Raw genomic sequence first — 13,099 nt, forward strand, 5'->3', positions numbered from 1 at the left:
TTTTACCTCGTCTACTATATCTTGTGTTCGAGGTTCCTTCGATTCGAGAGGATCGAAGGCTAAGACGGGAATCCGGGGCGGCCATGATGGCCGCGATTATCCGGAGCTGCCCCCGCAACTGTAAGCGGCGAGCATTCGTTCGAATAAGCCACTGAGGCGCCAATGCCTTGGGAAGGCGAACGGATGCGGCGACCCGCAAGCCAGGAGACCTGCCTCGTCCATGAACGTCCACGGGCGGGGTGTCCGGATGGCGAGCGTCGGGCTGCGGAAGGATGCCGCCCCGCCGTCTCCCCGATACCCTGCTGCAATGTCTCGGGGTGAGGTCATGTCGATCCTGTTTCCAGTTCCTCCGCGCGAGTAGGCGGCGCCCCGCGCCCGGCCGTCGGCAGACGGCCGCCCGTACCCTTTGCAATTCATCGCACGGCCATCGGCGGATGGCCGAACGATTTCCCATGCCTGATTGAAAAAACGAGGAAAGCCATGTCGATCACCGTCTATTCCAAGCCCGCCTGCGTCCAGTGCACCGCGACCACCCGCGCGCTCGACCGCCAGGGCATCGACTACAGCATCGTCGATATCTCCGAGAATGCCGAGGCCTTCGCCCTCGTGCAGGGCCTCGGCTACCGCCAGGTTCCGGTGGTCATTGCCGGCGAGCGGCATTGGGCCGGCTTTCGCCCGGACATGATCAGCGCGCTCGCCTGAGCCGGGGCCATGGCCGGGCTCGTCTATTTCTCCAGCCGGTCGGAAAATACCAGCCGCTTCGTGGCAAGGCTCGGCATCGACGCCCTGCGCCTGCCGGTCGATGCGGCGGAGGAGCCGCCGGAGGTCGAGGAGCCCTTCGTGCTGGTCTCGCCGACCTATGGCGGGGGCGGGGAGAAGGGGGCGGTGCCGAAACCGGTCATCCGCTTCCTCAACAATCCGCGCAACCGAAGCCTCATCCGCGGCGTGATCGCGGCGGGCAACACCAATTTCGGCACGGGATACGCCGTCGCGGGCAACATCATCGCCGCGAAATGCGCCGTGCCGTTCCTCTACCGGTTCGAACTGCTCGGCACGGATGAGGACGTCGACAACGTCAGACAGGGACTGGAACGATTTTGGACACGATGAACTCTTTGGTGCCGCGCACGGGCGAGAAGCCGGCGAAGGTCCCGGAAATCACGGCGCTGGACTACCACGCGCTGAACGCGATGCTGAACCTCTACGACGAGGAGGGGAAGATCCAGCTCGACAAGGACAGGCAGGCAGCCAAGCAGTATTTCCTCCAGCACGTCAACCAGAACACCGTGTTCTTCCATAACCTCCGGGAGAAGCTCGATTATCTGGTGACGGAGGGCTATTACGAGCAGGAGGTGCTCGACCAGTATGCCTTCAATTTCGTGCGCGATCTCTTCGACCGCGCCTACGACAAGAAGTTCCGCTTCCCGACCTTCCTCGGGGCGTTCAAGTACTACACGTCCTATACGCTGAAGACCTTCGACGGGAAGCGTTACCTGGAGCGCTACGAGGACCGCGTCTGCATGGTGGCGCTGACGCTGGCGCGCGGCAGCGAGGCGCTCGCCCGCGACCTCGTCGACGAGATCATGTCCGGCCGCTTCCAGCCGGCGACGCCGACCTTCCTCAATGCCGGCAAGAAGCAGCGCGGCGAGCTCGTCTCCTGCTTCCTGCTGCGCGTGGAGGACAATATGGAGAGCATCGGCCGCTCGATCAATTCGGCGCTCCAGCTTTCCAAGCGGGGCGGGGGCGTGGCGCTGTCGTTGACCAATCTTCGCGAGATGGGCGCGCCGATCAAGCAGATCGAGAACCAGTCCTCCGGCGTCATCCCCGTCATGAAGCTCCTGGAGGATTCGTTCTCCTACGCCAACCAGCTCGGCGCACGGCAGGGGGCTGGCGCGGTCTATCTCCACGCCCATCATCCTGACATCATGCGCTTCCTCGACACCAAGCGCGAGAATGCGGACGAGAAGATCCGCATCAAGACGCTGTCGCTCGGCGTCGTCATTCCCGACATCACCTTCGAGCTCGCCCGCAACAACGAGGACATGTACCTCTTCTCGCCGCATGACGTGGAGCGAGTCTATGGCGTGCCCTTCACCGAGATCTCGGTGACGGAAAAGTACCGCGAGATGGTCGAGGACGGCCGCATCCGCAAGAAGAAGATCAAGGCGCGCGACTTCTTCCAGATCATCGCCGAGATCCAGTTCGAGTCGGGCTATCCCTACATCATGTTCGAGGACACGGTGAACCGGGAAAACCCCATCGCCGGCCGCATCACCATGAGCAATCTCTGCTCGGAAATCCTGCAGGTCAGCGAGGCGAGCGAATTCGACGACGACCTGTCCTACGCCAGGATGGGCAAGGACATCTCCTGCAATCTCGGCTCGCTCAACATCGCCGCCGCGATGGACTCGCCGGATTTCGGCCAGACCATCGAGACGTCCATCCGCGCGCTGACGGCCGTCTCGGAGATGAGCCACATCTCCTCGGTTCCCTCTATCGAGAAGGGCAATGACGACAGCCACGCCATCGGCCTCGGCCAGATGAACCTGCACGGCTACCTCGCCCGCGAGCGCATCTTCTACGGCTCGCAGGAAGGCATCGACTTCACCAACATCTATTTCTACACGGTGACCTACCACGCCATCCGCGCCTCGAACCGGCTGGCGGTGGAGAAGGGCGTCAGCTTCAAGGGCTTCGAGAACTCGAAATACGCCTCCGGCGACTATTTCGACAAATATACCGAGGCCGAATGGCTGCCGGCGACGGAAAAGGTGAAGGCGCTCTTCGAAACGGCCGGCATCCATGTCCCGACCCGGGAGGACTGGCTGGAGCTGAAGGCCGCGGTCATGCAGGGCGGGCTCTACAACCAGAACCTCCAGGCGGTGCCGCCGACAGGGTCGATCTCCTATATCAACCACTCCACGTCCTCGATCCATCCGATCGTCTCGAAGATCGAGATCCGCAAGGAGGGCAAGATCGGCCGCGTCTACTACCCGGCCGCCTACCTGACCAACGACAATCTCGATTATTACCAGGACGCCTACGAGATCGGCCCGGAGAAGATCATCGACACCTATGCGGCGGCGACGCAGCATGTCGACCAGGGCCTGTCGCTGACGCTGTTCTTCCGCGACACGGCGACGACGCGCGACATCAACCGGGCGCAGATCTACGCCTGGAAGAAGGGCATCAAGACCATCTACTACATCCGCCTTCGCCAGATGGCGCTGTCCGGCACGGAAGTGCAGGGCTGTGTCTCCTGCGCCCTCTGATATCGGTGACGACCATGAACATCCAAGTAAAGACCAAGGCCCCGAAGGCCGCCAGCGCCGTGCGCGCCATCAACTGGAACCGCATCGAGGACGACAAGGACCTCGAAGTCTGGAACCGGCTCACCGGCAATTTCTGGCTGCCGGAAAAGGTGCCGCTCTCCAACGACATCCCCTCCTGGGCGACGCTCAAAGCCGAGGAGCAGAAGCTCACCATCCGCGTCTTCACCGGCCTGACCCTGCTCGACACGATCCAGAACGGCGTTGGCGCGGTGAGGCTGATGGCGGATTCCGCCACGCCGCACGAGGAGGCGGTGCTCTCCAACATCGCCTTCATGGAGGCGGTGCATGCGCGCTCCTATTCCTCCATCTTCTCGACGCTGTGCCTGACGCCGGATGTCGACGACGCCTATCGCTGGTCGGAGGAGAACGAGTTCCTGCAACGCAAGTCCGCGCTGATCCTGGAGCAATACGCCTCCGGCGACCCGCTCAGGAAGAAGGTCGCTTCCGTCTTCCTCGAAAGCTTCCTGTTCTATTCCGGCTTCTACCTGCCCATGTACTGGTCGAGCCGCGCCAGGCTCACCAATACCGCCGACATGATCCGCCTCATCATCCGCGACGAGGCCGTGCACGGCTATTACATCGGCTACAAGTTCCAGCGCGGCATGGAGCGCCTGAGCGCCGAAAAGCGGCAGGAGATCAAGGACTTCGCCTTCGACCTCCTGCTGGAGCTCTACGACAACGAGGCGAAATACACCGAGGAGCTCTATGACGGCGTCGGCCTCACCGAGGATGTGAAGAAGTTCCTGCACTACAATGCCAACAAGGCGCTGATGAACCTCGGCTACGAGGCGCTTTTCCCGCCCGAGGCCTGCAAGGTCAATCCCGCCATCCTCTCGGCCCTGTCGCCGAACGCCGACGAGAACCACGACTTCTTCTCCGGCTCCGGCTCGTCCTATGTCATCGGCAAGGCGGTGGCGACCGAGGACGAGGACTGGGATTTCTGAGAAAAGGCGAGGAGGCGTCGCCAGATCGCTCCCGTCCCATGCGAACCTTCGCTCCGAACGCCTGTTCACTGGGCCGCGGCCTGGCGCGGAGGGAAGGAAGAGCGCAGGGCTGCGTAACTGAAATGCCTGCTTGACTCCCGCGGATCGAGCGGGCATTTCCACGGACAAGGAAGCAAAGCGTGCCCGGCACGGTTTGCCGCCGAAACAACGGAGCGCAACGGGCATCAACGCTCGCCCGGTGTGGGCCGAAACTGAGAATCTGATACCTCGCATAGGCCGTGTCGGTCGTTTGGGACCACAGGCCGGGAGTTTGAATCTCTCCAGTCCGGCGGGCGTTTCGATGCCAAATGCGCTTTCGGTCATTCCCCCTTTACGGAATCCGGGTTATGCATTCTCGAACGCGCGCCGGCGGAACGGTGCGCCGCTATGCGAGAATTCTGGAGCCGCTTCGATGACCGCGAAGATCTATCGTCCCGCCAAGACCGCCATGCAGTCCGGCAAGGCCAAGACTCATCTCTGGGTCCTGGAGTTCGATGCCGAGAAGCCGCGGACGATCGACCCGATCATGGGCTATACGAGTTCCGGCGACATGTACCAGCAGGTCAAGCTGACATTCGAAACGAGCGAAGAGGCGATCGCCTATGCCACGCGCAAGGGCATCGACTTCCGCGTGATCGAGCCGAAGGAAGCAACCCGCAAGCGTGTCGCCTACCCGGACAACTTCCGCTTCAACCGCATGCAGCCCTGGACCCATTGAGGTTTCGCTGGCCCCGCCAGCCCCGGCCCCTTAGCTCAGCTGGATAGAGCATCTGCCTTCTAAGCAGAATGTCGCAGGTTCGAGCCCTGCAGGGGTCGCCAAATCGCCTTCGCAAAAAAAGGGCAGCCGGATGGCTGCCCTTTCTGTTTGTCCTCTTGCGTCTTGCTTACGAATAGGGCGAGACGCACTGCTGGCGCGGGCCGTTGTAAGGCTGGAACGTGTTGTCATAGGCCCGGTACGAGCGATAGCGGTTGGCACACCAGCTCTGGTGCGATCCGCTGCCGGCCTGCGGCTGGTTGGCGATCGCGCCGCCGATTGCCGCGCCGAGGCCGAAGGCGGCGAGCGGATACCACCAGCCGTCCGAATGGCGGCGATAGCCCGGGCGATAATCGCGGGAGCCGCGATGACCGTGCCAGCGGCGCTCGGTGCGCCGCTCATAACGATCACGACGGTCGCGGCGATCGGAACGATACTGCACCTTCTCGACGGCGGAGGCTTCCGGCACGGGCACCCGTGCGAAGGTCACCGCCTGGGCCGGGATGACGGAGGTCAGGGCCAGCGCGAGGGACAGCGCCCCTGCGGCAAGACCAGTCTTGAAGTTCAACATGGCAAAAACCTTTCCTGCTTTTCCGAAGACAGAACGCGGGAAGGACGGGGTGGTTCCAGCCGCATGTGGGGAAAGCCATGATCCCGAAGGCAAAAGAAAAAAAACGGGTTGGTCCGCCTTGTCGGCTCGCCAACCCGTTCCGGTAAAATGCGGATCAGGGTGTTCGGGGTACAGGGGTTCTCACCACAATCCGGCTGCATCTCCAGATATCCTGTGCGGCCGATCATGCCCGAACGCAATTTTCTCGATTGACATAATGCGCATATTTTTTGACGATTTCCACATGAGCAAAAAAGCGCCGCGGCAGGGGCCGCTCGACATCACGATTGTCCTTCTGCCGGAGTCCTCGATCATGTCGCTCGCCTCGGCGCTCGACCCGATGCGCGCGGCAAACCGCGTCGTGCCGGAGCCGGTGTTCCGCTGGACGATCCTGTCGCCGCTCGGCAAGCCGGTGCTGCTGACCTGCGGCGTGGAGATCCGCGTGGACGGCGCCTTTGCCGACGTGACGAGCGGCGACGCGCTGCTCGTCATCGCCGGCTTCAACCAGGAGCGCCATGCCGACCGGTCCTTCGTGTCGCGGCTGAAGAAGGTGGCGCGGCGGTTCGACGTGGTGGCCGGCATCGAATCGGGCTGCTGGCTGCTGGCGCGCTCCGGTCTGCTCGACGGGCGCGATGCGACGGCGCATTGGGAGGAACTGGAGGATTTCGCGGCGGCCTTTCCGGCGCTCAATGTGCGGGCCGACCGGTTCGTCACCGACGGGCCGCTCTGGACCTCGGGCGGCGCCTCGCCGACCTTCGACATGATGCTGCATCTGGTGCGCGAACGGTTCGGCTCGGCGGTGGCGCTCGATGTGGCGAGCGTCTTCGTCTATGACGAGACCCATGCGGCGACGGATGCGCAGCCGCTCGTCTCGCTCGGCCGGCTGGGCGAGCACCAGCCGGAGCTTGCCGCCGCGATCCGCCTGATGGAGCGCACGATCGACCGGCCGCTGACCATTGCCGCGCTCGCCCGGCGGCTCGGCTTTTCCACGCGCAAGCTGGAGACGCTGTTTACCGCGGGTCTCGGCACCGGGCCGGGGAAATATTACCTGCGCCTGCGGCTGACGGCCGCCCAGCGGCTGGTGCGCGATACGTCGCTTTCGATCCAGGACGTGGCGTTGCGCAGCGGCTTTGACAGCCTTTCCGCCTTTTCGCGCGCCTTTCGCAATCACTTCGGTGCAAGCCCGCTCAAACTTCGGGCCGAGCAGCGGGCCAAATAGAGCGCGGCCGGTTCCGGGACAGCAGAACCGGCCGCAGGGCCATGGTCGGGGACGGGGATTGGGGGACTGACCGGGCCCTTTCTCGCGCCCGGCGGGATCGCCGGGCAGTCTCGTCATGCGGCGCCTTGCGGCGGCCGGATGTTACTTGACGCTACCGACGGCGTCGGCACGACCGTCCTGAAGCTTGACCCACTTGCCGGCATTCACCGAGGACTGGCGCTTCAGGTAGCGGTATTCGGTCTGCGACCAGAGCAGGACCTTGTTGCGCATGTTGTCGAGCACGAAGTCGCCGCGGTCGGTGCGCACGGTCAGCACGGCATGGCCTTCGCCGTTCGGCTGCAGCACGACGGTGATGAGCAGGTTCGACGGCGAGATGCCGGCTTCCATCAGGCGCTTGCGCTTGATGAGCACGTAGTCCTCGCAGTCCGCCGCGCCGTCGGGATAGGTCCACTGTTCTTCCACGCCGTAGATTTCCATGTCCGTCAGCGGCATGAATTCGGTGTTGGCGGTGTAGTTGACGTTGAGGATCGTCTTCCAGTTTTCCTGCGTCAGCTTGAGCGGGCCGGTGTCCTTGCCGGTCGGGCCGCATTCGTCGCTGTACTTCTTGCAGAATTCATAGTGCCCGATGGGCTGGTTGGTCGCGCCGGCCAGCGGAATGTTGGCGGGCAGGGCCATCGCGGCGCCTGCGGCGGCAAGAGAGAAGAGGAATGCAAACGTCCCTGTCTTGATCGTTTTTGTCATTGTGTCCGTCCCCGTTTGATGAGGTCACAATGACAGCTATGTTTTGATCTTGCGCGAAAAGCCGAAGTATAACTTAGTTCAAATCAAGACGGTATAAGAATAAAATAAGAATAGAATTTGATGTTGTTTTGATCTGTATTTGAGGCGTATTTGACTAAAATTTGAACGAAATTCCGCCTGTGCCGAAGCCGCTACCGGCGGTCTAATTTGCTGATTATAAAAGGAATATTTCGTTTTACGCCGCGCTCTTCGGGAGCCTGTTTGCGGTCAGGAGGCGCTGGCGGGGGACGCAAGGCGCCAGCCGCGGCACTGATCGGGCCGACGGAAAACCGATGGAATCGCCAGAACGGACGGCAGAACGCTTCGGCGGGCCGAAAATTTTTTTGAATCTATTTTCGCGACGATGGCCTGTGCCGTCCTGAAACAGCAAAGGGCCCCGCAGGGCCCTCCTGGAACAGATCGGTGTCGTATCCGTCCCGGAATGTTACAGGAAGGCGGTCAGGGCTTCCTTCGACTGCACGGAGGAGAACTCGATGGCGACGCCCTCCTGGAAGTGGCGCACGACGCGGCCCTTCATGTTGCCGAGCTGTATGGGCGTGCCGAGCGCCGGCCGCACGTCGATATCGACGGCGGCGCCGGAGAGCGACAGGTCGATGATGCGGCAGGGATAGCGCCGGCCGTCGTCGAGAGTCAGTTCCGTGCGGGTGTTGCGCGGCGTCAGGCGGTTGTGGCGGCGGTCTTCCGGCAGGCCCAGTTCATGCTTGTTGGCGATCCAGGTGAGCTGCGCGGCGAGTTTCTCGCGCTTGCGGTCCGTGGCGGTGAGGAGGATGGCGAAGCCGTTGTCGTTGAGGACGGCCACGCTGCCCTCGATGCGGCCGAGGTGATCGACATAGGCGATGATGCGCTCGCCCATGCGCGGGCGGGCGGCGCAGACGAAGCTGGCATCGCCGGGCGACATGTCGAGCACGGTGCACTCGTATTCGTCATGGTTGGGCAGCATCAGCCGGCCCGGCAGGTTCACCGAGACGCGCTGGAAGCTGCGCTGCTCGGGCTGCGGCTTGCGGGCGGCGGGCGATGCTTGCTGGAATGAGTACATGTGCGCGCTGGCCTGGTGATCCTATCTCTTTCCAACTCTTAATCTTTCTGGGTTAACAGAAGGTTTGTTGCCCCATGGAAAAGTCATAACGAGCGCGTTCTTCAACAACTCTGAGGCGTTTTCGGTTGTATTGGCGCCGCCAGCCTCACGCATCGTCAGCCGGACGGCCGCCCTCGAAGATGCGGAGATGCAGCACGCGGTTCACCGTCTGCCCGAGGCCGATCGGTCGCACGGCCATGACGGAGGTGGGCATGGGAACGGCCGGCCGGTTGCCCCTGAGGCTGCGCGCACGGTTCGGATCGATGACCGAAAGCGCGCCGAGCGTCGCATAGCGAAAGGCGCTCAGCGGCTGGCGCTGGCCGGGCAGGGGTGCGAAGGCGCCGATGATGCGGTCCGCCACCTTGCCCTTGCTGGCAAGCGGCAGCAGCACGATCTCGGCCTCGGTGGTCTCCAGCCGCCCGTCGACGAGCGCGACCTGCATGACGGCGGGCGCCGCATGCGCCATCACGTTTTCCGTGATCCGCGCGATGCGGGTGCGCTGGTCGGGGGCGAAGAGCGCATCGAAGGCCGTCGCCTTCAGTTCCCGGCCGAACTGGGCACACAGGCGCGTGCCCGCCAGGCGAAAGCGCGGATCGTGCAGCCGGCCGTGTTCCAGGATGAAGACGTCGGGCAGGATCGGCGCGATGTCGGCGGGCTCGATAGCGCTTCGCAACGGCACGCCGCGCTCGCCGCGCCGGCGCGTCCAGTAATCGTAAAGGGCCGTGATGGCCTTCGTCTGCATGCTCATTTCCAATCGATTCTGTTCCGTTCCGGCACGAAAGGCCGGGCATACGGAGCTCATGCGGGGGAAGGAGCGAGTTTCGTGCCAGCGCAATGTTAAGGTTAACGATTGGTTTCGATTGCGCCGGTCGCCGGTTTGGGGGAACATCCGGGTATCCCTCCATGAGGGAATGGTTTACTGCACATCGATTTCAGCCCCGGGGATTGGGGGCGCCGGCCGTCAGCGAAAGCTGCACGGCCTTTCTTTTCTCTGTATAAGCGCGATTCGTATTTTATGAGTTTGGTGGTTCGGTCATGAGTAACGACGGCGTCGACGTGCAGGGTGGCAGTGCGGATATCCGCAAGCGGGAGCCGGCCTTCAACCTGCCGGGCAGTCTCGTCGCGGTCCTGGCATTCCTGACCGCCATCCATGTGATCCGCACCTATCTTCTCTCCGCCTCGGCGGACGAGTTCGTGCTCCTGCACTTCGCCTTCATTCCCGGCCGCTATGTCATTCCCCTCGCCGAGCAGGATCTCGGCTGGCTCTGGGGGCCGGTCACCTATTCGCTGCTGCACGGTAGCTGGGAGCACCTGATCTTCAACGCGTTCTGGATGGTCGCCTTCGGGGCGCCGGTGGTGCGCCGCATCGGCCTCGCGCGTTTCTTCCTGTTCTGGTGCCTTTCGGCCATCGCCGCCGTCGCCTTCCACAGCGCGCTGCACTGGGGGGCGATGATCCTCGTCGTCGGCGCCTCCGGGGTCGTGTCCGGCCTGATGGGCGCGGCGGCCCGCTTCGTCTTCTCGCCGAGCGGGCGCATCAGCCGGCAGTTCGCCCATCTCAACCGCCGCCTGACGATAGCGGAGGCGCTGTCCAACCGCTCCGTTCTGGTCTTTTCCGGCATCTGGTTCCTGACGAACTTCCTGATCGGCTTCGGCCAGATCTTCGGCTCGGATGCCGGCGGGGCGATCGCCTGGGAGGCTCATATCGGCGGGTTCCTGTTCGGCTTCCTCTTCTTCCCGCTGTTCGACGTCGGGGTGGCGGAAAGCCGCCGGGATTAACGTTAGTTCATTAGCGGTCTTGCAATCGCCTCTTTCGTGGCGCACCATGGAAGTGTTCCGGTTCGCACATGCACACCGGAACGGGGCGGCATCTTGCAGGAGGAAGCGGGTGTCGCCGGTACTGTGGCAGGGCAACCCCCGTGCGGGTGTCCCGCCTCTCTGCGTCATGATGCACACGGGAGGTACGCATGTATGTAAAGACGATACTGGACGAAAAAGGCCGCAACGTCGTTACCGGCGGCCCGCAGCTCACCGTCAGGCAAGCCGCCGTCTACCTGCATGAAAACCATATCGGCGCCATCGTCATCCTCGACCGCAACGACCGCATCGCCGGCATTGCCACCGAGCGCGACATCGTCGCCGCCGTCGCCCGCAACGGGGCCGAATGCCTGGACAAACCCATTTCCTCCATCATGTGGGGCAATGTCCATCGTTGCGGCGAGAACCAGACCGTCGACGAACTCATGGAAATGATGAGCACGCTGCGCGCCCGCCATATCCCGGTGGAGAAGGACGGCCGGCTCGTCGGTATCATCTCGATCGGCGACGTGGTGAAATCCCATATCCGGGCGATCCAGCACGAGGCGGATGCCATCAAGGCCTATATCGCCGGCTGACCGCCGATCTCCCGACGGTTTCGGGCGGAGCGATTTCTCGCCCCGCCCGCTCGACTATTGACGATGAAATCCCCTCTTCAGCGCATCAGCACCACTTCCTGCATGCGCTTGATCTCGGTGATGCGGGCCTTGGCTTCCAGGTAACCGCGATCGATCGCTTCGCCGGCGCGGTGGAATTCCGACAGGCCGATATCCGAAAGCTTGGGGTGCAGCGCAAGATCCGGCGGGTCGCCGGCAAGGCGTGCGCGGGAAATGCGGTCTTGGATGATGTTGAAGGATTGCACCATGACGCCCGTCAGGCCGAGCCGGGCGGCGCTGTCCTCCTGCCTCGGTTCGTCGATCTTCTGCTCGCTGGCGCTGTGCTTGATCACCGCCGAGCGGCCATAGAGGTCGTAGTTGAGGTTGACGGCGACGACCAGCGGCTCCTCATGGGCGCGGCAGACCGACACCGGCACCGGATTGACCAGCGCCCCGTCGACCAGCGTGCGGTTGTTGCACTTGATCGGCTCGAAGATGCCGGGCAGCGCGTAGGAGGCGCGGATGGCGGTGATCAGCGAACCGCTGTTGATCCAGACCTCGTGGCCGCTGTTGACCTCGGTCGCGACGGCGACGAAGGGACGGTCGAGGCTCTCGATCGAGAGGTTCTCCAGATGCTCCTGCATGCGCTTGGTCAGCCGCATGCCGCCGAAGAGGCCCGAGCCGCGAATGGTGAAATCGAGGAGGCTGGCGATACGCCGCATGGTGAGCGAGCGGGCGAAGGCCTCCAGCTCGTCGAGCTTGCCGGCGAGATAACAGCCGCCGACCAGGGCGCCGATGGAGGTGCCGGCGATCATCGAGACCTCGATGCCTTCCTCGTCCAGCGCCCGCAGCACGCCGATATGCGCCCAGCCGCGGGCGGCGCCGCCGCCCAGGGCCAGCGCGATTTTCGATTTGCGCGGCGGGGCCGGCGCAGGAATATGGGACATGTCGTTCATGGAAGGGCCGCCGGGGTCGGATGCATCCGCCGTTACAAGACTACGATTGAAACTCCAGTTCAACATTCCGGACCTCCATTACCAAGAGGAATTCGCGGCGAGGCAATCGGTTCCGGCGCCACGCCACCCTCGGCAACACAATAGATGACAGGATAGACGCACTCTGTGACCCGGGGAACTTTGCCGGAGGAAATCTGCCGGCGGGCGGTCCCGTGTGCGTCCGGTCGCGGCTGGAGGAGGGCCCGGGCCCGCAGGATCGTCGCCCCGGTGGGGGTGGCCTTGGAAACCGGTCGTGACGCACGAGAGCGATGGGGTTCCATGTCCTGATCCGCATGGCGGGGACAGAGGCCGCCATGCAGGACATTAGGCGTCGGGACCGGTTGCCAATTGGTGAATCCGTGCCGAAACCGGACGGAATTCGCCGGGATGCTTAATTTTTGCCGTAGATCGCCGCCGGGTCGAACTGCGGCGCGCCGCCCGTGATGGTCAGCACGGCGCCGTCGGGACCGTTCGAGACCGTGCGGTAGAAGCAGGATCTGCGGCCGGTGTGGCAGGTCGCGTCATGGCCGGCGACCGAGACCTTCAGCCAGACGGCATCCTGGTCGCAATCCGTCCGCAGTTCCACGACGGTCTGCAGGTTGCCCGACGTTTCGCCCTTCTTCCACAGCGCCTTGCGCGAGCGGCTCCAGTAATGCGCGATGCCGGTCTCGATGGTCAGCGCCAGCGATTCGGCATTCATGTGGGCGACCATGAGCAGTTCGCCGTCCTTCGCATCCGTCACCACGGCCGTCACCAGGCCGTGCTCGTCGAAGCGCGGCGTGAAGGCCGGGCCCGTTTCGAGCTCGGCCTTGTCCTTGGGCGGGGTCTTGAAGGTCATCGGCATCGCGGTCGACTCTGGAGCATTTCGTTTTCTTCGAAACGCGAAATGCTTCATCTTTCTGTTTGGCGCAATCCCGGA

General features: G+C 63.4%; 14 protein-coding genes, 1 tRNA gene and 1 riboswitch. Of the genes, 9 read left to right on the plus strand and 6 right to left on the minus strand.

Annotated features, from left to right (window positions below; translation table 11 throughout):
* Positions 1–13 precede the first annotated feature (13 nt).
* A riboswitch (cobalamin riboswitch) is annotated at positions 14–231 on the plus strand.
* Between the two features lie 249 nt (positions 232–480).
* The 6 genes from nrdH (at position 481) to EV665_RS19800 (ending at position 5,134) form a co-directional block, all read left to right on the plus strand.
* Complete coding sequence (gene nrdH / locus EV665_RS19775; protein ID WP_064329970.1) at positions 481–702, plus strand: glutaredoxin-like protein NrdH; 222 nt, start codon at positions 481–483, stop codon at positions 700–702.
* A gap of 9 nt (positions 703–711) precedes the next feature.
* Positions 712–1,110: a class Ib ribonucleoside-diphosphate reductase assembly flavoprotein NrdI gene (gene nrdI / locus EV665_RS19780; protein WP_133035388.1), complete on the plus strand. Its 399-nt coding sequence runs from the start codon at positions 712–714 to the stop codon at positions 1,108–1,110.
* On the plus strand, positions 1,107–3,272 hold the full coding sequence (nrdE, locus tag EV665_RS19785; RefSeq protein ID WP_133035389.1) for a class 1b ribonucleoside-diphosphate reductase subunit alpha: 2,166 nt from the start codon (positions 1,107–1,109) through the stop codon (positions 3,270–3,272). The genes nrdI and nrdE overlap by 4 nt, the downstream gene beginning before the upstream one ends.
* A 14-nt stretch (positions 3,273–3,286) precedes the next feature.
* A complete protein-coding gene (gene nrdF / locus EV665_RS19790) occupies positions 3,287–4,276 on the plus strand; it encodes a class 1b ribonucleoside-diphosphate reductase subunit beta (protein WP_133035390.1) in 990 nt (329 codons plus the stop codon).
* Positions 4,277–4,727: 451 nt separating this feature from the next.
* Positions 4,728–5,033, plus strand: a complete 306-nt coding sequence (locus EV665_RS19795; protein ID WP_064329973.1) for an ETC complex I subunit — start codon at positions 4,728–4,730, stop codon at positions 5,031–5,033.
* A gap of 24 nt (positions 5,034–5,057) precedes the next feature.
* Positions 5,058–5,134, plus strand: a tRNA-Arg gene (locus tag EV665_RS19800).
* Positions 5,135–5,199: 65 nt separating this feature from the next.
* Here EV665_RS19800 and EV665_RS19805 read toward each other — a convergent pair.
* Positions 5,200–5,640, minus strand: a complete 441-nt coding sequence (locus tag EV665_RS19805) for a BA14K family protein (RefSeq protein ID WP_064329974.1) — start codon at positions 5,638–5,640, stop codon at positions 5,200–5,202.
* A gap of 283 nt (positions 5,641–5,923) precedes the next feature.
* Here EV665_RS19805 and EV665_RS19810 point away from each other — a divergent pair, with 283 nt between their 5' ends.
* Entirely contained in the window at positions 5,924–6,898 is a 975-nt protein-coding gene (locus EV665_RS19810) for a GlxA family transcriptional regulator (RefSeq protein ID WP_064329975.1), read from the plus strand.
* A 141-nt stretch (positions 6,899–7,039) separates the two neighbouring features.
* Here the strand turns inward: EV665_RS19810 and EV665_RS19815 are convergent, their stop codons facing one another.
* The 3 genes from EV665_RS19815 to EV665_RS19825 form a co-directional block, all read right to left on the minus strand.
* Positions 7,040–7,639, minus strand: a complete 600-nt coding sequence (locus EV665_RS19815; protein WP_064329976.1) for a transglutaminase-like cysteine peptidase — start codon at positions 7,637–7,639, stop codon at positions 7,040–7,042.
* Positions 7,640–8,123: 484 nt separating this feature from the next.
* Positions 8,124–8,735, minus strand: coding sequence for a PilZ domain-containing protein (locus EV665_RS19820; RefSeq protein WP_064329977.1), 612 nt, complete (start codon positions 8,733–8,735; stop codon positions 8,124–8,126).
* 145 nt (positions 8,736–8,880) lie between these two features.
* The gene (locus EV665_RS19825) at positions 8,881–9,516 is read right to left on the minus strand and encodes a PAS domain-containing protein (RefSeq protein WP_162853108.1); all 636 of its coding nucleotides are present in this window, start codon (positions 9,514–9,516) and stop codon (positions 8,881–8,883) included.
* A 293-nt stretch (positions 9,517–9,809) separates the two neighbouring features.
* On the opposite strand from EV665_RS19825, the gene EV665_RS19830 reads away from it, so the two are divergent.
* Together EV665_RS19830 and EV665_RS19835 are read left to right on the plus strand one after the other, a co-directional pair.
* A complete protein-coding gene (locus EV665_RS19830; RefSeq protein ID WP_133035392.1) occupies positions 9,810–10,550 on the plus strand; it encodes a rhomboid family intramembrane serine protease in 741 nt (246 codons plus the stop codon).
* Between the two features lie 188 nt (positions 10,551–10,738).
* Positions 10,739–11,167: a CBS domain-containing protein gene (locus EV665_RS19835; protein WP_023516762.1), complete on the plus strand. Its 429-nt coding sequence runs from the start codon at positions 10,739–10,741 to the stop codon at positions 11,165–11,167.
* Between the two features lie 77 nt (positions 11,168–11,244).
* On the opposite strand, the gene EV665_RS19840 is transcribed toward EV665_RS19835, so the two are convergent.
* Positions 11,245–12,207 (minus strand): patatin-like phospholipase family protein, encoded by a 963-nt coding sequence (locus EV665_RS19840; RefSeq protein ID WP_064329980.1) that lies wholly within the window; start codon positions 12,205–12,207, stop codon positions 11,245–11,247.
* Positions 12,208–12,571: 364 nt separating this feature from the next.
* Positions 12,572–13,024 (minus strand): phosphoribosyl-AMP cyclohydrolase, encoded by a 453-nt coding sequence (gene hisI / locus EV665_RS19845; protein ID WP_064329981.1) that lies wholly within the window; start codon positions 13,022–13,024, stop codon positions 12,572–12,574.
* Positions 13,025–13,099: the final 75 nt, after the last annotated feature.

The organism is Shinella granuli (assembly GCF_004341885.1).
Taxonomy (GTDB): Bacteria; Pseudomonadota; Alphaproteobacteria; order Rhizobiales; family Rhizobiaceae; genus Shinella; species Shinella granuli.